The 23,379-nt window shown below is 72.5% G+C and carries 19 protein-coding genes; 11 read left to right on the top strand and 8 right to left on the bottom strand.

Features of this window, described 5'->3' with window-relative positions; genetic code table 11:
• The first annotated feature begins 103 nt into the window (after positions 1–103).
• Complete coding sequence (locus tag KYK13_RS01835) at positions 104–574, top strand: SRPBCC family protein (protein WP_223641416.1); 471 nt, start codon at positions 104–106, stop codon at positions 572–574.
• 21 nt (positions 575–595) lie between these two features.
• Here the strand turns inward: KYK13_RS01835 and KYK13_RS01830 are convergent, their stop codons facing one another.
• Positions 596–1,753 (bottom strand): AAA family ATPase, encoded by a 1,158-nt coding sequence (locus KYK13_RS01830; RefSeq protein WP_223641414.1) that lies wholly within the window; start codon positions 1,751–1,753, stop codon positions 596–598.
• A gap of 45 nt (positions 1,754–1,798) precedes the next feature.
• On the opposite strand from KYK13_RS01830, the gene KYK13_RS01825 reads away from it, so the two are divergent.
• The 3 genes from KYK13_RS01825 (at position 1,799) to KYK13_RS01815 (ending at position 3,926) form a co-directional block, all read left to right on the top strand.
• A complete protein-coding gene (locus KYK13_RS01825; RefSeq protein ID WP_223641412.1) occupies positions 1,799–2,419 on the top strand; it encodes a hypothetical protein in 621 nt (206 codons plus the stop codon).
• 20 nt (positions 2,420–2,439) lie between these two features.
• Positions 2,440–3,150, top strand: a complete 711-nt coding sequence (locus KYK13_RS01820) for a YqiA/YcfP family alpha/beta fold hydrolase (protein ID WP_223641410.1) — start codon at positions 2,440–2,442, stop codon at positions 3,148–3,150.
• A 62-nt stretch (positions 3,151–3,212) separates the two neighbouring features.
• Positions 3,213–3,926 (top strand): esterase family protein, encoded by a 714-nt coding sequence (locus KYK13_RS01815; RefSeq protein ID WP_223641408.1) that lies wholly within the window; start codon positions 3,213–3,215, stop codon positions 3,924–3,926.
• A gap of 88 nt (positions 3,927–4,014) precedes the next feature.
• Here the strand turns inward: KYK13_RS01815 and KYK13_RS01810 are convergent, their stop codons facing one another.
• The 5 genes from KYK13_RS01810 to KYK13_RS01790 all read right to left on the bottom strand — a co-directional run bounded on the left by KYK13_RS01810 (position 4,015) and on the right by KYK13_RS01790 (position 11,625).
• Positions 4,015–4,662: a LysM peptidoglycan-binding domain-containing protein gene (locus KYK13_RS01810; protein ID WP_223641406.1), complete on the bottom strand. Its 648-nt coding sequence runs from the start codon at positions 4,660–4,662 to the stop codon at positions 4,015–4,017.
• Between the two features lie 107 nt (positions 4,663–4,769).
• Entirely contained in the window at positions 4,770–6,176 is a 1,407-nt protein-coding gene (locus KYK13_RS01805) for an MATE family efflux transporter (RefSeq protein WP_223641404.1), read from the bottom strand.
• Positions 6,177–6,267: 91 nt separating this feature from the next.
• Entirely contained in the window at positions 6,268–8,406 is a 2,139-nt protein-coding gene (locus KYK13_RS01800; protein WP_223641402.1) for a beta-propeller domain-containing protein, read from the bottom strand.
• 126 nt (positions 8,407–8,532) lie between these two features.
• On the bottom strand, positions 8,533–9,702 hold the full coding sequence (locus KYK13_RS01795) for a TIGR02266 family protein (protein WP_223646470.1): 1,170 nt from the start codon (positions 9,700–9,702) through the stop codon (positions 8,533–8,535).
• A 96-nt stretch (positions 9,703–9,798) separates the two neighbouring features.
• Positions 9,799–11,625, bottom strand: coding sequence for an Hsp70 family protein (locus KYK13_RS01790; RefSeq protein ID WP_223641400.1), 1,827 nt, complete (start codon positions 11,623–11,625; stop codon positions 9,799–9,801).
• Between the two features lie 236 nt (positions 11,626–11,861).
• Here KYK13_RS01790 and atpH point away from each other — a divergent pair, with 236 nt between their 5' ends.
• The 3 genes from atpH to atpA all read left to right on the top strand — a co-directional run bounded on the left by atpH (position 11,862) and on the right by atpA (position 15,817).
• Positions 11,862–12,404, top strand: a complete 543-nt coding sequence (gene atpH / locus KYK13_RS01785; protein ID WP_223641398.1) for an ATP synthase F1 subunit delta — start codon at positions 11,862–11,864, stop codon at positions 12,402–12,404.
• 148 nt (positions 12,405–12,552) lie between these two features.
• Positions 12,553–14,037, top strand: a complete 1,485-nt coding sequence (locus KYK13_RS01780) for a PAS domain S-box protein (RefSeq protein WP_223641396.1) — start codon at positions 12,553–12,555, stop codon at positions 14,035–14,037.
• A 232-nt stretch (positions 14,038–14,269) separates the two neighbouring features.
• Positions 14,270–15,817 (top strand): F0F1 ATP synthase subunit alpha, encoded by a 1,548-nt coding sequence (gene atpA / locus KYK13_RS01775; protein ID WP_223641394.1) that lies wholly within the window; start codon positions 14,270–14,272, stop codon positions 15,815–15,817.
• Between the two features lie 151 nt (positions 15,818–15,968).
• Here atpA and KYK13_RS01770 read toward each other — a convergent pair whose 3' ends face one another.
• The gene (locus KYK13_RS01770; RefSeq protein ID WP_223641391.1) at positions 15,969–16,817 is read right to left on the bottom strand and encodes an HAD family hydrolase; all 849 of its coding nucleotides are present in this window, start codon (positions 16,815–16,817) and stop codon (positions 15,969–15,971) included.
• Between the two features lie 218 nt (positions 16,818–17,035).
• Between KYK13_RS01770 and KYK13_RS01765 the strand changes: the two genes are divergently transcribed.
• The 4 genes from KYK13_RS01765 (at position 17,036) to KYK13_RS01750 (ending at position 22,514) form a co-directional block, all read left to right on the top strand.
• Positions 17,036–19,630 carry a PAS domain-containing protein gene (locus KYK13_RS01765; protein WP_223641388.1) on the top strand — a complete coding sequence of 865 codons (2,595 nt, stop codon included), beginning with the start codon at positions 17,036–17,038 and terminating at the stop codon, positions 19,628–19,630.
• Between the two features lie 69 nt (positions 19,631–19,699).
• Positions 19,700–20,566: an OmpA family protein gene (locus KYK13_RS01760; RefSeq protein WP_223641386.1), complete on the top strand. Its 867-nt coding sequence runs from the start codon at positions 19,700–19,702 to the stop codon at positions 20,564–20,566.
• An 84-nt stretch (positions 20,567–20,650) separates the two neighbouring features.
• Positions 20,651–21,520, top strand: coding sequence for a hypothetical protein (locus tag KYK13_RS01755; protein ID WP_223641384.1), 870 nt, complete (start codon positions 20,651–20,653; stop codon positions 21,518–21,520).
• Positions 21,521–21,683: 163 nt separating this feature from the next.
• A complete protein-coding gene (locus tag KYK13_RS01750) occupies positions 21,684–22,514 on the top strand; it encodes a hypothetical protein (protein WP_223641382.1) in 831 nt (276 codons plus the stop codon).
• A gap of 74 nt (positions 22,515–22,588) precedes the next feature.
• Here KYK13_RS01750 and KYK13_RS01745 read toward each other — a convergent pair whose 3' ends face one another.
• Positions 22,589–23,275, bottom strand: a complete 687-nt coding sequence (locus tag KYK13_RS01745) for an NTP transferase domain-containing protein (RefSeq protein ID WP_223641380.1) — start codon at positions 23,273–23,275, stop codon at positions 22,589–22,591.
• Positions 23,276–23,379 lie beyond the last annotated feature (104 nt).

Here is a 23,379-nt window from a genome sequence, read left to right as displayed (position 1 = left end):
CGCGACCTGCGCCCGTTGAGCACCCGGGCACTCTAGACCGCGCCGGGCATGACGCGCGACAGTCCGCCGGACCTCCGCTGTACAGCCCCAGGAGCCCCCGCGCATGAGCACGACCCGGATCCGCTACCACGTGAAGGCCCCCCGCGCGCGCGTCTACAGCGCCCTCATTGACGCCCGAGCGGTCGCGACGTGGATGGTGCCCGACAGCATGACCAGCCACGTGCACGTCTTCGAGCCCCGCGAAGGCGGCGCGTTCCGCATCTCGCTCACCTACGACACGCTCACGGAGACCGGCAAGACGACGGCGCACACGGACACGCATCACGGCCGCTTCGTGAAGCTCGTGCCAGACGAGCAGGTCATCGAAACCACCGAGTTCGAAACCTCCGACCCCACGCTTCAAGGCGAGATGCGCATCACGTTCACGCTCAGCGACGCGCAAGACGGAGGCACCGACATCGACGCCGCGCACGAAGGGCTCCCGCCCGGAGTGCCGCCCGCCGATAACGAGCTGGGCTGGCGGATGTCCCTCGCGAAGCTCGCGAAGTACGTGGAGTCCCCTGCCTCACCGTGACGCTGGCTCCCGCCGCGCGCTTCACGCCGCGCGAGGGCCCGCGTCCTCCAGCGCCGCCGCCACCGCGCCGCGCAACGCACGCAGCGCCTCCGGCAGCGCTTCCGGCGCGAAGCCCGCGTCCATCTCGCGCGCCACGCCCTCCAGCTTGAGCCGCCACGCGGCCACCGCGTCCACATCTCCCTCCAGGGGCCGCGCCTCCAGCAGCGCCTGCCCCGCCTGCGCGATGCGTCGGGCCCGGGCCAGCGGCCCCGCGCTCGCCTCCAGCGCCGCGGCCGGCAGCGCCGGGTTCTCCGTCGCGGACAGCACGTCGCGCAGCACGTCCCGCGCCAGCGCCTGCGCCTCCTTCGTGGGCACCGCGTAGACGAGCGGCCACAGGTCCGCCACGCCCGGCGTCGTCCGCCCCGCCAGCGCCGCCGCCGCTGACACCAACCGCTGCACCTTCACCGCGCGCCGGTCCGACAGCGCGATGCCCGCGGCCCGCAGCGTCCGCAGCGCCTGCGCCAGATGCGGCCGCACCGGCCCCAGGTCCGCGCTCCGCGCCACCTGCGCCACCACGTCCAGGGACTGGAGCGACGCCACGCGAGGCGCCGCGTCCGCCCACAGCGACGCGCCCCCTTCCAACAGCTCTTCCAGCCGCGGATCCGGCACCGGCTCCACGAAGATGCGCGCGAGGAAGCGGTCCGCGAACGCGGCCAGCGCGTCGTCCTCCGGCAGCGCGTTGGACGCGCCCACGCACACGCGCAGCGGGCACTGCATGCGCGTGTGGCCGCGCCGGAACGTGCGCTCGTTGAGCAGGCCCAGCAGCGTGTTGAGGATGGCGGTGGAGCCCAGGAACACCTCGTCCAGGAAGGCCACCTCCGCCTCCGGCAGCATGCCCGCCGTCTCCGTCTCCACCAGCCCCTCGCGCAGCTTGCGCAGGTCCACCGGCCCGAAGATTTCGGACGGCTCCGTGAAGCGCCCCAGCAGGTATTCGAAGTAGGACCCGCCCAGGCCGCGCGCCGTCCGGCGCACCGCTTCACTCTTCGCCGTGCCCGGCGGCCCCACGACGAGCAGGTGCTCGCCCGCCACCGCCGACAGCGCCACCAGCTCCACCATCGCCTCGCGCTCCACCAGCCCCCGGCTCGCGTCGGTGAGCGCGTCGCGGACCTGGGCCGCCGCGACCTCGAAAGATACGGACATGTCCGGCAGCCTAGCCTCGCCCCCGGTCCGGCATACAGTGGCGGCATGGATACGAAGTGGAAGTGGCTGGCCCTGGCGGGCGTCCTGTCCGCCGGGCCCGCGAGCGCGGACGGGTGGCATGGCTATGCCTCCCTCGGCGCGGGCATCACCCTGGATCATTTCAGCGACTGGCGCGCCAAGGGCCCCGCCCTCCAGGCCTGGCTCGCCGTGGAGACCCCGCCCGGCCTGTCCCTGGGCGTCGTCTTCGAGACCACCCAGACCTGGGGCCAGCAGTTCGCGGAGGCGAAGAACCCGGCCGAAATGAGCCGCGTGCAGTTGGACTACACGGCCGTGGGACTGGAGGCCCGCCTGCGCTTCCTCGGCGACAAGCCGGTGACGCCGTGGGTGGGCGCGCGGCTGGCCAAGAGCTGGTCGCAGCCCTTCACCCCGGACAGCCTGGGCCAGCTGCGCCGCGAGGACTTCGACGTCACCAGCATGGCCTTCCGCCTGGGCGTGGACGGCTGGCTCTCCGACCGGTGGGGCATCTCCGTCGCCACCGCCCTCCAGTTCTGCGACGTGAAGTTCACCAAGGCCACGGACGACACCAGCGCCAGCGCGGGCGTCAGCGTGACCATGTGCGCCAAGCCGCTCCAGACCATCGTCGCCGGCCCCGTGCTGCGCTTCTAGCGCGGGTACAGTGCGCGCCCATGAACACGCCGCCTCCCACCCCGGGTCCCCGCTGGCTCTACCTGCACGGCTTCGCCTCCGGCCCCCTCTCCACCAAGGGCGTCTGGCTGGACAACCACTGGGCGAAGCAGGGCCTCTCCGTGGAGCGCCTCAACCTGCGCGTGCCGTCGCTGGAGCACCTGGGCCTGCACGCCATGCTGGACACCGTGCGGGACGCGCTGGGCGCCCCCAACGACCGCGCCGTCGTCATCGGCTCCAGCCTGGGCGGGCTCGTCGCCGCGCGCACCGCGGAAGCCGACGCCCGGGTGGGCGCGCTGGTGCTGCTGGCCCCCGCGTTCCACTTCGTGGAGCAGCTCCAGCGCCGCCTGGGTCCCAACGCCTGGGCGGAGTGGAAGCGCACCGGCTTCCTGGAGACGGATGACCACGCGGAGAAGCGCCGCACCCGCGTGCATCACGGCATCATGGAGGAGGCCCAGCTCATGGACGCGAAGCGCGGCCCCTGGCCGGACGTGCGCGTGCCCACCCTCATCATCCACGGCCGCCAGGACGACACCTGCGACGTGCGCTATTCGCGCGCGTGGGCCCAGGGCAAGCGCCACGTCCGGCTGGTGGAGGTGGATGACGGCCACGAGCTGACCGCCTCCCTGGAGCTCATCGCGAAGGAGGCGGATGCCTTCCTCGCTCCCTGGAGGGGTGTGGAGCAATCCCGGCAGGTGTTCACTGGCGGCTGAGCCGAGCGCCTCCCCGTGGCCGCCTCGCCTGCGCCGCGAACGCGCCGGTTAAGGTGGCGGCCATGAACCGCGAATACCACCGCTGGCACAGCCCGCGGCTGAACCGGGACATGGAAGTGCTGCTGTACGGGCACTCGGGCGAGCCCGTCATCCTCGTGCCCACGAGCAAGGGCCGCTTCTTCCAGGCCGAGGACTTCGGCCTCATCGGCGCCATCGCGGACGGCATCAACGCGGGCCGCTACGTCGTGGCCTGCGTGGACTCGGTGGACGAGGAGTCCTGGTACAACAAGGGCGTCGCCCCCGCCGTGCGCGTGGCCCGCCATGCCCAGTGGGAGGACTACCTGCTGCATGAGGTGGTGCCGCTGGTGCGGGGCCGCGCCAACGGGGGCCGCCTCACGCTCGCCGGCTGCAGCCTGGGCGGCTTCCACACGTACAACGTGGGCCTGCGCCACCCGGACGTCTTCCAGCGCCTCATCTCCATGGGCGGCAAGTTCGAGACGGAGGACTTCCTCGACGGCCACCACGACGAACAGGTGTACTTCCACACCGCGCCGCAGTGGCTGCCCAACCTGCACGACGCGGGCCTCCTGTCCGCCCTGCGCCGCGTGGAGATGACCCTGGCCGTGGGCGAGCACGACTTCTGCCGCCCCTCCAACGAGAACCTCTCCAAGGTCCTCTGGCAGAAGGACATCCGCAACGACCTGTCCATCTGGCACGGCGGCACCCACGACTGGCCCGTGTGGCGGCAGATGATCCGCCAGTACCTGCCGGCCTGACGCCGTCACGAACGCCGGACACGACAGAGCCTCCGGTCGGAAGGACCCGGAGGCTCGTGGGATGCGCCAGCGTGAGTGCCGGAAGGCACTACTCGATGGGCATGAACACCTTGAAGCCGGTGCGGCCGCTGTTCGTCGTGTTGCGCTCGATGAAGTCGCTGGCGGACGAGTGGCCGTCGCCCAGCGTGATGGCCGTGTGGCCGTAGATGCTGCCCGCGGCCGTCGAGGTCCGCTCCCACGTGAGCACGAGGCCCGGAATCTTCAGCGCCTCCTCCAGGGACATGTCCACCTGGCGGAACTTGTCGCGGGGCAGGTTGTCGTCAATCTGGTTGCCGTTGCCCGACACACCGATGCCCATGGAGTTGCGGATGGCCCGGCTCACGCCCGTGGCGCACAGGCCCTGGCTGTTGTAGCCGCCCATGCCCATGGCCGCCGCGCGCGCCGCCTCCGCCAGCCGGCGACCCGTGGCGGTCCCGCCAGTGGGGGCCACGCCCATCGGGCCGCCCACGTCCCCGCCGCCGCCCACGCCACGGCTGCCGCCACCGCGCAGGCCCTGACGGCCACCGCCCGCGTCGAAGCCGTCACGCCCGGAGTGGCCGATGCGCAGCGTCCGGCCCGAGTAGATGAGGTCCGGGTTCGAGATGTTGTTGTCGCGCGCCAGCTTCTGCACGGAGGTGCCGAAGCGCTGAGCGAGGGCGGAGAGGGTGTCACCAGGGCGGATGCGGTAGTTGGACATGTAAGCTCCTGCGCCAATTGTCGGGACTTCCCGATCCAGGTTGCGTCCGATTCCCAGAATCTTGGACTTTTCAACCAGGCCGCATCTTTACATCCAGGCAAACTCTCTCAGCCCTCCAGGGGGCGGAGGGTGCCGGCGCTGACGCGCCAGAAGCGCCACAGCACGGCGCCGGCCACGGTGATCAGCCCCGCGCACAGGCCCCACCAGATGCCCAGGACGCCCATGCCCAGGTGGAAGCCCAGGAGCAGGGTCAGCGGCAGGCCCACGGCGTAGTGGCCCAGGATGTTGGCCACGAAGGTGAAGCGGGTCTGGCCCGCGCCGCGCAGCACGCCCGCGCCCACGCCCTGCACGCCGTCGAAGACCTGGAAGATGGCGCCCACCATCAGGAGGGGCAGCAGGAGCGGCAGCACCTCCGGCGGAGCGCCGGCCAGCTGCGCGAGGCTCCGGGGGAAGAGCGCGAAGACGAGCCCGCTGAGCGACATGGCGGCCGCGCCGGTGGCGAAGGCCGTCAGGCCGCTGCGGCGGGCCTGCGGCGTGTCATGCGCGCCCACGGCCCAGCCCACCCGCACGCTGCCCGCGTTGCCGATGCCCAGCGCCATGGTGAAGGTGAGGCTGGCGAAGGAGATGGCGATCTGGTGCGCGCCCACGCTCTCCGGCCCCAGCTTCGCGGACAGCACGCCCGCCAGCGCGAAGACGCCCACCTCCGCCGCGATGTGCAGGCCGATGGGCAGCCCCACCCAGAAGGCCCGCAGCTGATCCGCCATCACCGGCTTGAGGGCCGAGCGGCCCGGGACCGGGATGGCCTGCACCGCTCGCGCGACGATGAGCACCTCCAGCGCCGTGCACAGCAGCGTGGACAGCGCCGCGCCCGCCGCGCCCATGGCCGGCACGCGGGTGAGCGGCCCCGCCCACTCCGGCAGCGCCGCGCCGCCGAAGACGAACAGCGGCACCAGCATCACGTTGAAGATGTTGGCCAGCACGGCGGACACCACCAGCGGCCGGGGCATCCCGATGGCCTGCAGGTACGCGCGCACCGTGAGGAAGATGAGCATCAGGGGCAGGCTCGGCGCGCGGAAGTGCAGGAAGGCGCGCACCTGGACGATCTGCTCCTCCGCCACGCCCACCCACGGCAGGCCGGACGGCACGGTGATGAGCACCGCCCACAGCACCACGCCCACGAACGCGGACAGCCACACGCCCTGCCACAGCACGTCCCGCGCGCGGCGCGGGTTGCCGGCGCCAATGGCCTGGGACACCAGCGGATCCACGCCCATCATCAGCCCCATCCCGAAGCTGCTGACGGCGAAGAAGAGGGCGTGGCTCAGGCCCACCGCCGCCAGGGCCGACGTGCCGGCCCGGCCGACGATGAAGGTATCCGTCACACCCATGAGGGACTGGCCCGCCTGCGCGATGCACAGCGGGATGGCCAGCCGCAGCAGGGCGCGCAGCTCCCCCCGCGCGCCACGGGCCGGAGGGGAGGACGACACGGCGGGGTCGACGACTTCGGGCGGCATGGCGGGGCCTATAGCGTCTTCGGGACGGGATTGCGCTGGCGCAAGCGACGCAATCCCCCTCCCCGCCTGACCGCCCGCCCTCCTCCCCGCGTCAGGGCGTGATGACCGGGAACGGAACCGTGACGAGCGGCGTCTGGAGGCTGTCCACCTTGGACACGCGCACCCCCGCGTCGCTGATGGCGTAGACGTAGTCATCCGCCATCACGCTGCGGCGCACGTCCGGCACGTAGTAGTAGCTCCAGTGCGGCAGGCTCGCGGTCTTGAACAGGTCCGACATGGGCACCGCGCCCACCGGGGAGATGCCCGCCGTCAGGTCCACGCGGAACACGCGCAGCTCCGTGCGGAAGCTGGACCAGTAGTCCTCAGAGCTCGTGTAGGACGCGTAGTCCGTGAACGGGATGGCCACCAGGCCCTTGGCCGCGAAGTAGTTGAAGGCCTTGTGCTCGTAGAGGGCCTCGCTCCAGCCGTAGGCCTGGCCCACCAGCTGCGTGGAGACCTCCTTCGGGTTCGCCAGGTCGCCCACGTCGAAGAGGGACAGCTTCACGTTGCTCGTGCCGCAGCAGCCGCCGTTGGGCGGCTCCGTGTGGATGCCCAGCGTCAGCAGGTGGTGGTCCCCCACCGGGTGCATGTACGTGGAGAAGCCGGGCACCTTCAGCTCGCCCACCTTGCGCGGGTGCGCGGGGTCGCTCAGGTCGAAGGTGAAGAGCGGATCCACCTGGAGGTAGGTGACCACGTAGCCGCGCGGGCCCACGAAGCGCGCGCTGAAGATGCGCTCGCCCTCGGCCAGGTCCTCGCTGCGGCCCAGCTCCGCCAGGCGGCCGTTCCTGACGTCCAGCGTCGTCACGCGGCTGGTCGTCGCGGTGCGGCCCCACCACCAGTCCTCGTGCTCCGGCTCCGGGACGCGGGTGGACACCGTGGTGGCCAGGCGCAGCACGCCTTCGTACTCATCCAGGGCGAACTGGTTGATGGGCGTGCCCTCCACCGTGCCGGAGCCCACGTACACCGCGCGGCCCGGCTGGCTCAGGTCGAACTTGTGCAGGTAGGTGAAGTCCTTCTGCCCCGGCTGCGGCCACCACCAGTAATGCGAGTGCGCCAGGTACAGCGACGCCTTGGAAGCGTACACCGTGCCCGGCTCCGCCACCAGGCTGGTGCGCCCCGGCGCCGCCGTGCGCGCGTCCAGGTCCACCGAGGCCACCGTCACGAAGCCCAGCGCGGACGGCGCGTTGCTCCGGTAGAAGTCACCGCAGGACATGGGCAACGCTGTCTCCACTCCCGCCGCGTCCACGTGCTTGCCCGGGGGCAGCCACTTCTCCAGCGTGTTCGCGCGGATGCGCTTCTCGTTCTGGGCGATGAGCGCGTCGATGGCCTTGGTGAGCTTGCCCTCGTCCTTGTAGAGGTCCTCCGAGTAGTCCACCCAGAACTTCACGTCCTCCGGCCAGCGGAACGCGTCCGACAGCACCAGCCGCACGCTGCTGTCCACGCGGCGCGCCTGGTTGAAGACGCCGGGCAGGTAGAGCTGATCCACCACCGCGGGGTGCGCCACGTCCGACACGTCCACCGTGGTCACCTTGGTGCTGTCAGCGTTGTAGTAGCCGCAGCCGAAGCCATAGCAGGCGATGTCCCCGACGGGCATCATGCCCCCGCCCGGCCCCGCGCCCGTCTTCGCCGGGGTGCCCGGCAGTGACATCGCCACCTGCGAGACGATGACCAGCCGGTTGTGCTCGTCGAGCAGCATCTCCCTCGGCCAGCCCTCCACCTCCAGCGTCGCCGCCAGCGTGAGCTGCTCCGCGGGCCACGAGCGGTGCGCGTACAGCCGGTTGCCGGACAGCACGAAGATGCGCGTGCCGTCGTTCTGCACGAAGTCGGACTCGTGCACGCCCTCCACCTGGTTGTTGGTGCCGGTGGAGTCCTGGGGCGCCACCGGGCTGCCACCGCCGGCGTTCACGCCGCCGCCCGCCGAGTCCTCCTGAGGCATCGGGCCGAAGACGATGCCGCCGCGCCCCCGGCCGAAGCGCTCCCAATAGCCGGGCTTCTGCTGCTCCAGCAAGGTGCGCATCTGCTTCGTCGCGCTGTCCTCGATGTACTGCTCCAGCGCCGAGCAGTCGTTGAAGGTCGTCAGCTTCAACGACTGCTGCACGGGTTCGTTCTCCAGGCCGTCCGGGGCCTTGCCGTCACCACATCCCACCGCCAGGAGCGCGAGCCCCACGGTTCCGAAAAGACTGATGCGCATGCGTGATTCCTCCCTCGAAAGCCTCGCGGGGCCAGGCACATTGCCACGCCCATGCCAGGGGAGGATCCCGCCTGCGCTGTCTGTGATTGCGGGGGGTTGGGGCGCGCCAGGGGCACGCCGCCGCTCTCAGAAACCTGAGGCGCGCACGGACCCGGCGGGGGGAAAACCGAGGCTCTGGGGCACGAAGCGCATGAAGCGCTGCTGCAGCTGCGCGTCCATGCCCTCCAGCCGCAACCCCATGCCCGTCTGCGAGCGGAACGCGCTGCCCATCCCGGGGGGGTTGCACCACGCCACCACCGCCTGCGCCTCGCAGGGCGTGCGCTGGCCGGCCATCACCAGGCGCAGCGACAGCCGCGAGCCCTCGCGCGCGGGCGTGAGCGTGCGCACGAAGAGCCCCTGGGGGCTGGCGTCATGGCTGAAGCCGCTGAGCGTGGGGCCGCCCTGGGTGCTGAACTCCACCACGGTGAAGAAGGGCACCCGCTCCGCGGCCCGCAGGGGAGCCGTGCCCGGCGCCAGGCGCGCGAGCACCTTCGCCAACAGCTCGTCCGCGCCCAGCTGCCGCTTGAGCAGAAGCGGCGCGCCGCACAGCTCCTGCGCGCGCGCCAGCACGTCCGGCGCCTCCTCCACCCGCGACATCAGCACCAGCGGCTTGCGCGGGAACTGCTCGCGCAGGCGCGTGGCCAGCGCCAGGGCCTCGCGCGGCAGCCGGGACACGTCCACCACGAAGCCGTCCAGCCGCTCGCCCTGGGCCACGGCCTGCGCCGCCGCGTCGTCCAGGTCCTTGGCGTAGAGCACGTGCAGCCCCTCGTGCTCCAGCGCGCCGCCCAGGAAGGTGTGCAGGAAGCGGCCGCCCTCCACCAGCAGCACGCCCTTGCCGCGCGGCGGGCCCGTCCAGGCGCGCTCGCGCGACAGGCGCACCGCGGCCACCTTCGCCTCCAGCGCCTCCTGGCTCACCGGCTTGGGCAGGAAGTCGTCCGCGCCCGCGCGCCCGCAGTGCATCACCTCGTGCGGCTCGTCCGCGGCGGTGAACATCACCACCGGCACGTTGCGGCCCGCCGGGTGCGCCTTGACCAGGCGGCACGCCTCGTCCCCCTGGAGCTTCTCCAGGTGCAGGTCCATCAGGATGAGCGCCGGCGTCCGCTGCGCCAGCTCCGCCAGGCACGCATCCGCCCCCTCCAGCCCCACCGCGTCGCAGCCCATGCGCGACAGGTGCAGCCGCATCACGTCCCGCGCCGTCCGCGAGTCGTCCACCACGAAGACCAGATCTCTCGGGCGAGGAGAAAAGCCGGGGGTCATCATGACTTCCGGAGATACGCGGACTCCACGAAAGGCACCACGGACGTGGCGATACAACGTGCGCTGGTGGACGCCTCTTCCGTGTGCCGCGGGACGTCAGCCGCGGGGCTCGGCGCGGCCGGACAGGAGCTTCGTGAGCTGACGGGCAATGAGAGCGCACTGCGCGGCGTCACCGGCGGCCAGCGCGTCCTTGCCGCCCACCAGCAGCTGCTGCACGGTGCCCACGGCCGACTCGGCCTCCGGGCTGGGGTTCTCCCGGGCGCTCTGCTGGAGCAGGCGGGCCAGCTTCTCCCCGCGCTCGAGCAGCTTGCGGAAGGTCTCCTCCGCCTTGCGCGCGTCCACCACGCCCTGCGCCTGGGCGTAGCTGGACTGCTCCTGGCCCAGCTTCTCCGCCTCGCCCTGCGGCAGGCCGGCCCGGGCCTCCAGGCGCACCAGCTCCATGTTGCCGGAGGTCAGGTCGGTGGCCTTCACCGCGAGGATGCCCTCGCCGGACAATTCGAAGACGACCTCCAGCGGCGTCTCCCCGCGGTTGGCGACGTGCAGGTTCTTGAGCACCACCTCGCCCAGCTTGTGGTTCTCGTCCTGGAACTCGCTCTCCCCCTGGTACACGGGGATGCGCGCTTCGGCCTGGCCGGAGGTGCCCGGGAAGAAGATGTCCCTGGCCACCACGGGCACGCCCGTGTTCTTGGGGATGAGCCGCTTCACGCGCCCGCCCATCACGCCCACGCCCAGGCTCTGGCTGGCCACGTCCAACAGCAGCGCCTGGCCCGCCTGGCGGACCAGCTCGTCCGCCTGCACCGCGGCGCCCAGCGCCACGGCCTCGTCCGGGTGCACGTCCGTGGAGGGCGCGCGGCCGAAGAAGTCCGCCACCAGCCGGCGCACCAGCGGCACGCGGGTCATCCCGCCCACCAGCAGCACCACGTCCACCGAGCGCGGATCCATCCGCGCCTCCTCCATCACGCTCTGGCAGACCTCCAGGCACCGGCGCGACAGCGGCTCGGACAGGGTCTCGAAGAAGCTGCGGGTGAGCGCGGTGTTGATCTCCGTGAAGCGCTTCACGCCCGCCGTGTGGTCGCCCAGGCCGGACACGGAGATGGTGGCCTCCTCGTGGTCGGTGAGCTCGCGCTTGGCCGCCTCCGCCGCCACCTTCAGGCGCCGCAGCGACTGCGCGTCCCGGGACACCGCCTCCTGGAAGGGCTCCTCCACCTGGGCCAGCAGCCACTGGACGATGCGCTGATCGAAGTCCTCGCCGCCCAGCGCGTGGTCGCCGCCCGTGGCCTTCACCTCGAAGACGCCCGCCTTCACGTCCAGGATGGACACGTCGAAGGTGCCGCCGCCCAGGTCGAACACCAGCGCGCTGCCCTCGAAGCCGCGCGACAGGCCGTATGCCAGCGCCGCCGCGGTGGGCTCGTTGACCAGCCGCACGACCTCCAGCCCCGCGATGGCCGCCGCCTCGCGCGTGGCCTGGCGCTGGTTGTCGTCGAAGTTGGCGGGGACCGTGATGACGCACTTGCGCACGTCCCGCCCGAAGTGGGCCTGCGCGTCCAGGCGCAATTCGCCCAGGATGAAGGCGGACACCTGCGTCACGGGCATCACGCGGCCGGACATCTTCACGCGCACGTCGCCCGTGGGGCCGGCCACCAGGGGGTACGGCACCACGGCCTTCGCCTGCTGCACCAGCTCCGGCGTGTAGCGGCGCCCCAGGAAGCGCTTGGTGGCCCACACCACCGCGTCCGGGTGCTCCTCCCCCAGGGCCTGGGCCGGCTGCCCCACCAGGCGGTCCCCCGCCCGGGTGAGGCCCACCACCGAGGGCGTGAGGCGTCCTCCCGAGCGTGAGGGGATGAGCCGCGGGCGTCCGTCTTCCACGGTCGCCACGACGCTGTTGGTGGTGCCCAGGTCGATGCCGATGACAGGTTCTTGCATGGCGAGGGTGGGGCCACGCTACGGGCAAGGGCCGCTTCCGCCAAGTCCTGTCGCTCCCGGGCCGTCCGGTGCCGGGCGCCGGGCTGCCTCGCGGGGCCCACGGACCGTCACCGGCGCACACCCCGGGCACGCCCGCCTGTCCGCTGTCCGGCGAATCTTGAAGGAGCCGGGCATCCCCGAGCGTGGCGCCGGCATCATTGCCGCCAGGGACGCCCCATGCTAAGGGCGCCAGCGTCATGGTGAACGTCTCCATCTCCCGCCGCTACGCCCGCGCCATCCTCGACGTCGCAGCGGAAGGCAACCGCACCGACGCCGTCGCCGAGCAGCTCAACGCCTTCGCCGCCGTCGTGGGCCAGAGCCCCGAGCTGTCGGACGTGCTGCTCAACCCCGCCTACAGCCGCGCCCAGCGCAGCAACGTGGTGGAGGCACTGCTGAAGGCCCTGCCGTCCCCGGCGGAGCCCGCGCTGGCCAACGCGCTGCGCCTGCTGGTGGACCGCAACCGCCTGGGCTACCTGCCGGACATCGCCCGGCTCTACCGCGACATGGCGGATGCCCGCGCGGGCCGCGTCCGCGGCCAGGTCACCAGCGCCGTGCCGCTCACGCAGGACGCCGTCAGCCAGCTGCAGCAGTCGCTCCAGCAGCTCACCCAGCGCAACGTCGTGCTGGAGACCCGCGTGGACCCCTCCCTGCTCGGCGGCGTGGCCGCCCAGGTCGGGGGCACCCTCTACGACGGCACCCTGCGCACCCAGCTGGAGCAGATGCGCCGCGAGCTGAAGTAGCCCCTCCCCCGCTCCCGGTACGACCAACGTGCCGGGTTGTCCGGGTTGCCCCGCAGTCCTAGCCAAACCTGTATTTCCCGCTGGCTCCGGGAATGGGTATACTTCTGGTCAACGCGGACAAGCCCGCGTTTTCCGAGACGACCCGCCCATGCCGCAGCCTGTCTTCCAACGGCTTCCCGGAGCCCTTCCGTCCCCGGGGGTTCCCGAGGAGACCCTGCCCTACCTGGGCGCGTTGCTCAACGCGCCGGGTTGGGGGGTGGCGCTGGTGGATGGGGACTCCCGCCTCGTCTGGATGAACGACCTGCTGGCGGCGCTGTGCGGCCGCCCGGCGGCGCTGTGCGTGGGGCGCTTCCTGTCGGAGACGTGGCCGGGCCTGGCGCCGCCCCTGTCGCCGCTGCTGGCGCGGGCGCAGTCCGGGGAGCGCGTGGCGGAGGAGCTGGTGTCGGGCCGCTTCGGCGAGGTGGGCACGCTGCGCCACCTGACCGTGAGCGCCATGCCGGCGGGCCCCGGGGTGGGCGTGCTGCTGCTGCTGCGGGACACCTCCGCGCGCCTGCGCGAGGAGGCGGCCCTGCGCGCGAGCGAGGAGCACATGCGCTCCATCGTGGAGATCTCCTGCGACGGGTACTTCTTCCACGACCGCGGGCAGTTCCTGGAGATCAGCCCCGGCCTGGGGCGCCTGTTGGGGTTCTACGAGACGGCGGAGCTGATCGGCCGGAACATCCTGGAGTGCGTGGCGCCGGAGTTCCGCGCCCCCGCCCGGGACGTGATGGAGCGCGGCGTGGAGGCCCCGTATGAGCTGGCCGTGCTCCACCGCGACGGCCGCCGCATCCCCGTGGAGGTCATGGGCCGGCCGGCCACCTACCAGGGCCGCGCGGTGCGCATGGGGGCGGTGTGGGACGTGAGCATCCGCAAGGCCGCCGAGGAGCGCCTGGCGCGGATGGAGCACTTCCGCGACCAGTTCCTGGACGCCGCGGGGGACGGCTTCAAGGCCCCGCTCCAGGCGCTCCACCATGAGGTGCTCGCCCTCCAGCACGCGCCGGCGATGCCGGAAGCCCTGACGGAGCAGGTCGGACGGGTGGGCCAGGGGGTGCGCCGGGTGGAGCGGCTGATCCGCCAGCTGCTGGACTTCACCCGCGCCCGGCTGTCCAACGGCCTGCCCGTGCACCCCGCCCCCGTCCACCTGGGGGCGCTGGCGGAGCGCGTGGTGGCGGACCGGCAGCGCGCCCACCCGGGCCGCGACCTGCGGCTCGTCCTGGGCGGGGACCTGAAGGGCTGCTGGGACGCGGAGCGGCTCCACCAGCTGATGGACTCGCTGGTGGGCAATGCCCTGCACCACGGCAAGGAGGGCGCTTCCGTGGTGCTCCAACTGACGGGGCGCTGGGACGGGGTGACGGTGCAGGTGCACGACCCGGATTGCCGGGTGCCGCCGGAGTCCCAGGGCACCCTCTTCGAGCCGTTCAAGCACCGCTCCGGGTGCGCCGCGGACGACGGGCTGGGGCTGTCGCTGTTCCTCGTCCGGCAGATCGCCCTGGCCCACGGCGGGCGCGTCTCCGTGGAGTCGGGGGCGGTGGACGGCACCCGGTTCATCGTGTGGCTGCCCCGCGAGGACGGCCTCGCGGCGTCCGGCGCCTGAAGCCGGGCTCGAGGCCGGGCGCTCCGTGGGGCGGCGGGCGGGCATGGCCCCCCACGTCCGGGCCACCGGCTTACGTGCGCGATAAAGGGGCGCCGGGGTGGGGAAAGGCCCTGGCGTGTGGTGCGTTGCGAGAGTCCCGGTGGCCGTGATAGGGGGCCACCCGGTACATCAAGCTTCGTGGCGGCCTACCCCGTTCCTTCGGCCGCCCCCTCCGCAAGGACGCAAGACCCCCATGGAAATCCGCGCCGACGAGATCAGCAGAATCATCCGGGAGCAGATCAAGGACTACGGCAAGAAGGTCACCGTCGCCGAGACCGGCACCGTGCTGTCCGTGGGCGACGGTATCGCCCGCGTGTACGGCCTGGAAGGCGCGCTCGCCGGCGAGCTGGTGGAGTTCGCCAACGGCGTCCAGGGCCTCGTGCTCAACCTGGAAGAGGACAACGTCGGTATCGCCATCATGGGTGACTTCAAGGACATCCGCGAGGGTGACACCGTGAAGCGCACCGGGCAGATCGCCTCCGTGCCGGTGGGCAAGGGGCTGCTGGGCCGCGTGGTGAACGCGCTCGGCCAGCCGGTGGACGGCAAGGGCCCCATCGAGGCCACCGAGCACCGCCGCCTGGAGGTGAAGGCGCCCGGCATCGTGAAGCGCAAGTCCGTGCACGAGCCCCTGCAGACGGGCATCAAGGCGCTGGACGCGCTGGTGCCGGTGGGCCGCGGTCAGCGCGAGCTCATCATCGGTGACCGCCAGACGGGCAAGACGGCCGTCGCCATCGACGCCATCATCAACCAGAAGGGCCTGGGCGTTTACTGCATCTACGTCGCCATCGGGCAGAAGCAGTCCACCGTCGCGCAGGTGGTGGAGAAGCTGACCCGCTACGGCGCCATGGAGTACACGACGGTCGTCGCGGCGAACGCGTCCGACCCGGCGCCCATGCAGTACTTCGCGCCGTACGCGGGCGTCGCCATCGGCGAGTACTTCCGCGACAACAAGATGCACGGCCTCATCGTGTACGACGACCTCTCCAAGCAGGCCGTGGCGTACCGCCAGCTGTCCCTGCTGCTGCGCCGCCCGCCGGGCCGCGAGGCGTACCCGGGCGACGTGTTCTACATCCACAGCCGCCTGCTGGAGCGCGCCGCCAAGCTGTCCGACGAGGAGGGCGCGGGCTCCCTCACGGCGCTCCCCATCATCGAGACGCAGGCGGGTGACGTGTCCGCCTACATCCCGACGAACGTCATCTCCATCACCGACGGGCAGATCTTCCTGGAGACGGACCTGTTCTTCTCCGGCGTCCGCCCGGCCATCAACGTGGGCCTCTCCGTGTCGCGCGTGGGTTCCGCGGCGCAGATCAAGGCCATGAAGCAGGTCGCGGGCTCCATGAAGCTGGAGCTGGCGCAGTACCGCGAGCTGGCCGCCTTCGCCCAGTTCGGCTCCGACCTGGACAAGGCCACGCAGGAGACGCTGGCGCGCGGCGCCCGCATGGTGGAGCTGCTCAAGCAGGGCCAGTACGAGCCGCTCTCCGTCGAGCGTCAGGTCATCCAGATCTACGCCGCCACGAACAAGGACGACGCCGCCAAGCGCGGGTGGATCCGCAACGTGCCGGTGGGTGACGTGGTCCGCTGGATGAAGGAGATGCTCGAGTTCGTGGACAGCAAGTACGCGAACCTCGTCCAGGACCTGGTCGCCAAGCGCGAGCTGACGGCCGACATCAAGACGACCCTCAACAAGGCGCTCACCGAGTTCAACGAGCTGTTCCAGCCGACCCCGGGCGCCAAGGTCTAGTTTCGCGCCCCACGCGCGGCGCCGTCACGACAGCCCCGTCCTCCCTTCATCCGGGAGGCGGGGCTTTTCGTTTGCCCGCGTGGAGGAGGCTCAGCGCGCCGGGGACGCGTCCACGCATCCCCCCGCGTTCCGGGGGTGTCGTGCCGCCCCTTCAGCGCAGCCGGGGCAGGATGGCGCGCAGGCTCTTGTCCGCGCTGCCCCGCGTGCCCAGCCGCTGCACCGCGGCGCGCTCGTAGGGCATCACGTTGGCGCGCTCCACCAGCTGCACGTGCGCGCCCAGCGCGGCGGGCATGGCCAGGTCCAGTTCGAAGATGTCACCCGCGACGAGCGTGGACTCCGGGCCCGTGTGCGTGGTGTCCCAGATGCGCTTGAGCGCGGAGAAGTAGCGCCCGCGCTTGAGGTACACCGGCCGGCCCAGCACGCCGTCCAGGTGGAGCGCCTCCGGCAGCGCGTCGAAGCGCGCGTCCTGCGGCTGCGTCTCCTCCAGCTGGAACTTGCGCGCGTCGCCGAAGACCTTCAGCCGCTCGCGGCCCTGGGGGGCCAGCTTGTCCAGCTTGGCCTCCACCAGCTCCGTGTGCGCGTTGGTCACCACCGACACGGGCAGGCCCGTGGCGAGCAGCGCCTCCAGCACCTCCTTCGCCTCCGCCTTGAAGGCCGTGGCCGAGTGCCGGTACGCGTCCCGGTACAGCGTCTGCACCGTGTCCGTGCGCAGGGCCTCGTCGTCGCCCTTGCCGAAGCGCTTGAGCAGCCGGTGCGCGGTGCAGGTGGCCGTCAGGTACGGATCCGCGGTGGCCGGCGCCACGATGCGCCCTCCCACCTCCCAGCCGTACTGGTCCACGCCCTCATTCAGCGCGGCGACCTCCTCCGCCCATGCCTGGGACGCGTCCTGTCCCAGCACCCGGTACAGCGCGTCCTGGAAGTGCCTCTGGAAGGGCTCGCCCTCCGCCAGCACGTCCGTGAAGGTCCCATCGAAGTCCAGCACCACACACGCGATTCCCATCCACCCTTCCTTGCGGCAGCCCGGCCGCTGGAAGCGCGGCCGTGAACGAAAGCCCCGAATGACGCCCCGTTGGCCGCTCCGAATCAAGCCCCCCGCCCTGCCGCCGGGTGGATCCAGGTGCCAACTCCCGGAAAGCCGGATCCAACCGGGGTCGGGTGGTCCCATTCCCCCGCCACCCCCACCGTAGAACCTCCCGCGGGGAAGGGGGCTCCGCGCCCATGTCCGAGCCGACTGGCACCTTTCTGGCGGAGTCCACCCCCGTGCCGCAGGAGTGGCTGCGCACGGTGCTGCAGCTCCTGCCCGTGGGGGTCGTCATCGTGGACACGGCGGGCCGGCTGCTCGCCGCCAACGCCGCCGCCAGCGCGATGTGGGGACCGGCCGCGCTTGCGGGGATGCACCTGGAGCACTTCGACAGCTTCGAGGCGTACTGGCCGGGCACGGGCAAGCGCCTGCGCGGCGAGGAGTGGGCCGTGGCGCGCACACTGCGCAGCCGGCAGACCATCTCCAACGAGGAGGTGGACATCGTCGGCAGGGACGGTGCGCGCCGCACCATCCTCAACTCCGCGGCGCCGCTGTACTCGTCCGACGGCCGGCTCGTGGGCGCGGTGAACATCCACGTGGACATCACCGAGCGCAAGGCCACCGAGCGCGCGGAGTTCTTCGTCAGCGAGGCGAGCCGGCTGCTCGCCGAGTCCCTGGACTGGGAGACCACGCTCAAGGCGGTGGCGCGGCTGGCCACGCTGGAGTGGGCGGACTACTGCATGGTGGACGTGCTGGGACCGGACGGCGAGCTGCACCGGCTCGCGCTCAGCGCGAGGGACCCGCGGCGCCAGGCGCTGCTCGACCAGACGCTGTCCTTCCCACCGGAGGCCGGCTCGGGCTCGCCGCTCGCCGGGGTGTTCTCGCGCGGCAAGCCCGTGCTCATCTCCGACCTCACGCCGGAGTGGCTGGACCAGGTGTCCCGCTCGCCCGAGCACCGCCGGCTGCTGGAGGCGCTGGCCCCGCGCTCGTCCATGCTGCTGCCCCTGGCGGTGGGGCGGCGCCGCTTCGGCATCATCAACCTGGTGTCCGCGTCGCCCGCGCGCCGCTACACGAAGCGCGACCTGGGGTACGCCACGGAGTTCGCGCGCCGCGCCGCCCTGGCGGTGGAGAGCGCCCGGCTGTACCGCGAGGCCCGCGAGGCGCTGCGCGAGCGCGACGCGTCCGCGGCCATGCTGGAGGCCTTCTTCGCCGCGTCCCCGGTGGGCATGGGCTTCGTGGATCCGCACATGCGCTACGTGCGGCTCAACAAGGTCGTCGCGGAGAACAACGGCATCCCCCTGGAGAAGCACCTGGGCTTCACGCCCCGCGAGCTGATGGGCCCCGCGGGCGGCCCCATCGAGGACCTGCTGCGCCACGTGCTGGAGTCCCAGGTGGCCGTGGTGGACGACCCGGTGGAGTACGTCGCGGGCCCGGAGCCGCGCACCTTCCTGGCCACGTACTTCCCGGTGCGCTCCGGCACGGAGCTGTTGGGCGTGGGCGGCGTGGTGCGCGAAATCACCGAGCAGCGCCGCATGGAGACGCACCTGCGCTTCCTCACGGACGCGACCACGCGGCTGGCCACGTCCCTGGACTGGCGCACCACCGTGCGCAACGTGGCGGAGCTGGTGGTGGAGCAGCTGGCGGACTACTGCCTGGTGGACATGCTGGGCGAGGACGGCGAGCACCTGGAGCGCGTGGAGCACCGCGCCCGGGACGACCAGCTCCAGGCCCAGCTGGAGAAGTCCATGCCCTACGCGCCGCATCCCGGCGCCGAGACGCTCCTGCGCCGGGTGCTGGAGACGGGGCGCCCGGAGCTGGTGGTCGAGGTGGACGAGGCCGCCATGCGCGCCTTCGCCGTCAGCGAAGCGCACCAGCAGGTCCTGGAGGGGCTCGCCCCGCGCTCGGTGATGGTCGTCCCGCTGATGGCGCGCGGGCGCACGCTGGGCATCGTGAGCGCGGCGACGTGCTCCCCCACGCGGCGCTTCAGCCCTCGGGACCTGTCGCAGCTGGAGGACCTGGCGTGGCGCGCGGCGCTGGCGGTGGACAACGCGCGGCTGTACCGGCAGGCGGAGCAGGCCGTGGCCGCGCGCGACGAGTTCGTGGCCGTGGCGACGCACGAACTGCGCACGCCCCTGTCCGCGCTGCACCTGCAGCTGTCGTCACTGCAGCGCACGGTGGACAAGCTGCCGTCGAACGAGTCGGAGCGGCTGGGCCAGGGCCTGCAGGGGGCGCTGCGTCAGGCGGACCGGCTGACGCGGCTGGTGTCGCACCTGTTCGACGTGGCGCGGCTGGGCACGGGGCGGATGGCGCTGGAGCTGGAAGCGGTGGAGCTGTCCTCGCTGGTGCACGCGCTGGTGGCGCGGATGGAGGAGGCGCTGGCCACCGCGGGCTGCGTGGCGGTGGTGCACGCGGACGCCCCGGTGGTGGCGCTGGCGGACCGGCCGCGCGTGGAGCAGGTCCTGATGAACCTGCTCACCAACGCGATGAAGTACGCGCCGGGCCTGCCGGTGGAGCTGTACGTGGAGCGCGAAGGCGACACGGCCGTCATCGCCGTGCGCGACTGGGGCCCCGGCATCCCCCAGGACGCGCGCGAGCGCATCTTCGAGCGCTTCACCCGCAACTCCGGAGCACACGCCCGCGCGAGCCTGGGCCTGGGCCTCTACATCTCCCGGCAGCTCGCCCGCGCGCACGGCGGCGACCTGTTCGTAGAGGCACCGCCGGACGGGCCGGGCTCGCGCTTCGTGCTGCGCCTGCCCAGGTGGAAGAAACCGTCCGGAGCGGCGCAGGGCTGAAGCAGGCGGGCGGTGTCGCACGACGCCACCTTGCCGCCCACACCCGGGGGGACATTACCCTCCAGGGCCATGGACGACGCGCGAAGAGAAGCAGCGCTCGGACGTTGGCGGTGGCTGCCCTGGGGGCTGCTGGCCGTCACGGTGGCGGTGGCCTCCACGGGCGCGTGGCTGGGCTCGCGCTCGCTCCAGGCGCTGGAGGCCCGGGACGCGCAGCTGGAGCGAGAGGCCGCCGAGTCCGAGGCCCACGTCGCGCAGCTGCAGACGCTGCGGCAGGCCATGGAGGGGCGGCTGCGCGCGCTGGAGCGTCAGCAGCAGGCGCAGGAGTGGGGCGGCGCGGCGGCGGAGCTCCAGGCGAAGGGCGCGGAGGCGCAGCAGACGCGGCGCGAGGCGGCGCTCGAGACGCTGGGCAGGACGCTGAAGGACGCGCTCAAGGCGGGCGACGTGACGCTGGCCCTGGAGGACGACGCCCTGCGCGTGGAGGTGTCCGAGCGCATCCTCTTCGCGCCCGCCACGACACGGCTCACCCCGGAAGGGGCCGCCGTGCTGAAGCAGGCCGCGGCGGTGTTCCGCGGGCCGCTCGCCGACCACCGCGTGGCGGTGGCGTCCCATACCGACGAGGTGCTCCCCGCCGCGCCCGGTGCTCCCGCCACCACCGCGTGGGAGCTGTCCGCCGCGCGGGCCGTGGCGGTGGTGCGCCAGCTGGGCGAGCGCGAGGGACTGGCTCCGGAGCGGCTGAGCGCCACGGGCCACGCCGCGTACCGGCCGCTGGTGCCCGACGACAGCCCGCCCCACCGCGCCAGCAACCGGCGCGTCACGCTGCGGCTGTCCCCCACGCCGGTGACGCCGGAGAGCGCGGCCGTGGCCCGCACCGAGCCGCCTTCGCGGTCCCTGAAGCGCCAGGCGAATGCCAAGGCGAAGAAGACGGCGCAGCGCTGACGCGTGACCTGGAGTGAATGGAACGCCTGGCGGCCCGTCCAGGGGCGCAGGGGATTCCACCTCGCCCCTGTCTCGGAGCCTCCCGTGTCCGCCTTCCGCCCCGCGCTGTGCGCCACCTTCGCCGCCAGCCTCCTCCTGGCCGCGGCCCCCGCGGAGGCCCGCTTCGGCAAGAAGTCCCCGGACACCTCCGAGAACAAGAACGAGGACAAGAAGCGTGACGACAGGCGCGAGGACCGGGGCTCGCGGGTCCACGCCGCCACGCCCGTCCGCTCCAGCTCGTACAACGAGCCCCACGCCTACCGCCCGCCGCCCCCGCGGCCCTCGTACACCGCTCACATCTACGGTGACGCCATCGTGGCGGCGGCGGAGCTGCTGACCGTCGCCGCGGAGACCTCCAGCTCCTGGCCCGGGCTCGTCCAGCAGCAGCGCGACGTCCAGCCGCTGGAGGTGCGCGCGGGCCTCAACGTGGGCGCCATGGGCGGCGGCCTCGCCGGGGACGCGTTCCTGGGCATCGAGGGCGAGTCGCTGGGCATCGCCGTGCAGGGCACGCAGCTGGTGCTGCCCACCGACGACGGCTCGTACGGTTCGGATGACCTCCGCCTGGCGACCCTGCACATCACCTGGGCGCCCGTGGCCACCGAGCGCGTGCGGTGGCGCCTCGAGGGCGGCGTCTCCACCGCCCAGGCGCCGGACGTCTTCTTCGTGGGCCCCAGCCTCGCCACGTCCCTGGAGGCCACCGTGGCGGGCCCGGTGGACCTGGAGGCGCGCGTGCAGGGCACCGCGGGCCTCTACCGGCAGCTGGACGCGAGCGCCGGCCTGGCGCTGCACCTGGGCGCCCTCGTGGTGCGCGGCGGCGTGCGCAGCCTCGTCCTGGACGACCAGGGCCGGGTGGACGGCATCCGGCACGTGGACAGCTTCGTGGGCCCCTACGCCGGCGCCGGCCTGGCCTTCTGAAGCCGCCCACGTGTCCAGGGGTGCACATGCCCCCTTCCGGACACCACCCCCCGCCCCGGGGCCCCTGGTTCCACCGGGGTGACGCGGGTTGAATATTCCGGGCGAGCAGGCGTCCACATGCCGCGGCCCCACCCCCGGGCCCATGAGAAGAGGAGAGGTCGCCGTGGGCTTCTGGAAGACGCTGGGTGCCGCGCTCGCTGTCGCTGTCCTGATGGGGTCCGCGCCCGCGGAGGCCCGCTTCGGCAAGCGCTCCAGGCAGAACGCCTCCGCCCAGGACTCCGACGACAGGGACGGCGAGCAGGAGCACCGCGCCACGCCCGTGGGCCGCGCCTCGGACGCGCCGTTGCGCTCCAGCGTGCGCGCCTCCGGCGTCGGCATCGGCTGGTTCGACGTGCTCTTCATCAGCGGCCCGGCCAGCTACCACCGCCGCGCGCGCATGGAGGCGCCCCGCGGGCAGCGCGCGCCCCGGCCCGCGCCGCTCGTGCACCTCAACGTGCAGGGGGACAGCTTCGGCGACGTGGGCGGCGCGCTGGACCTCTTCATGGCCCTGGACGGCCAGCGCTGGGGCATGGACGCGCGCGTCAGCGGCATCGCGCTGGAGCCGGACGACGGCTCGGCTGGCACGGACCGCCTGACGCTGCTGGACGCGCACCTCACCCTCTCGCCGTGGTCCACCGAGCGCGGCCGCTTCCGCATGGAGGCCGGCATCGCCAGCGCGCACGCGCCGGACGCCATCTTCGTGGGCCCCAGCCTCGCCGCGTCGCTGGAGGCGTGCATCGGCCCGTCGCCCTTCGACGTGGAGGCGCGCATCCAGGTGGTGCCCTTCCCGCACCGCCAGGTGGACATGCAGGCCGGGCTCGCGCTGCACCTGGGCGCCCTCAACCTGCGCGGCGGCTGGCGCACCCTGTACCTCAGCGACGGCGGCCACCTGGACGGCGTGGTGCACGCGGACCTCTTCTCCGGTCCCTACGCGGGCCTGGGCCTGTCGTTCTGAGGGCGGGAAGCCTGAAGTAAAAACTCCCGGGGTCCCCGCGCACCGTGCGGCCCCCGGGAGCTGCGGCTCGCGGCCTACTCCTCCGACGGCGCCGCCGCGTAGGAGGCCGGAGCGGACTCCGCGCCTGCGCCGTTGGCCGCGTTCGCGCGCTTCATGCGCCGCTTGGGCGGCGGGGCCAGCTTCGGGGGGCCGCCAAAGAGCCGCTCGTAGACCTCCGGCGTGTTGATGTTCACGACGACCCCCGGATCCTTGACGGCCAGCTGGCGCGGAGAGAGCGCCCGCACGGCCTCCTCCAGCTTGTCGCCCTCCGCGTCGTGAAGCTTGCGCGCCATGTCCGCCGTGAGAATCAGCGGCCAGCCCGGGGCGCCCTCGAACTCCGGACGGAGCACCGTGCCGGACTCCCCCACGGCCTTGAGCAGCGTCTTGAGGGTGGTGGCGCGCACCGCCGGCATGTCCACCGGATGCAGCAGCACCACGTCCGGGTCGTCCGCCAGGGCCGCCTCCAGCCCCGCCTTCACGGACGCCATCAAGCTCTTCTCCCAGTCCCTGCTCGTCACCAGCTCCAGGCTCGGGTGCTGCTCGCGCACCGCGACCTCGTCGCTGCCCACCACGCCCAGCACGCTCATCCCTCCCCCTGCCTTGCCGAAGGTGGACGCCAGCGACTGAAGGAAGCTCTTGCCCCCCTCGTGCTCGATGAGCGCCTTGGGGTGGGACATCCGCCCGGGCTTGCCCGCCGCCAGGATGATCGCCACTGCCTTCATGACCCGCCTCCTCGCCCTCGACGGAAAGCCGGGGGCACCGCCAACAGGCTGTTGACCTCCTTCCGGGATTGCAGCCCGCCCGCCAGTACGAGTCGTCAGACAGC

This window comes from Corallococcus sp. EGB (assembly GCF_019968905.1).
Taxonomy (GTDB): Bacteria; Myxococcota; Myxococcia; order Myxococcales; family Myxococcaceae; genus Corallococcus.
This window is presented reverse-complemented; position numbering and strand designations above follow the sequence as displayed.